Below are 270 nucleotides of genomic sequence, written 5' to 3'. Positions count from 1 at the left end.
GGTACATACGCGTCAGTTCCAGCAGCGACATCTGGTCCAAGCTGCGCGCTGTCGGCCGTCCCCACATCATCGCGCCGATCCGCGAGCCGGCTTCGTCCAGGAACCACAGCCGAAGCTGCGCACCCGGCGGCGTCGACTTTAGATAGTGCCGTTCGGCCAGCCAACGGTCGAGCCCCGTCGAGCGGCTAAGTTCGACCTTCACGACCACACCCGATGGGCATCTTCGACACTCTCAAGCCCATCATAATTGCTAATTTCCCATTCAATTTC

Annotated in this window: 1 protein-coding gene; it reads right to left on the bottom strand. The window is 60.4% G+C overall.

Annotation, left to right across the window (positions count from 1 at the left end; all coding sequences use genetic code 11):
* A partial coding sequence (locus KVT38_RS33740; protein ID WP_217598078.1) for a hypothetical protein occupies window positions 1-202 on the bottom strand: 202 nt, incomplete at its 3' end.
* Window positions 203-270 lie beyond the last annotated feature (68 nt).

It is taken from the genome of Cohnella sp. GbtcB17, from assembly GCF_019091135.1.
Taxonomy (GTDB): Bacteria; Bacillota; Bacilli; order Paenibacillales; family Paenibacillaceae; genus Cohnella.
This window is presented reverse-complemented; position numbering and strand designations above follow the sequence as displayed.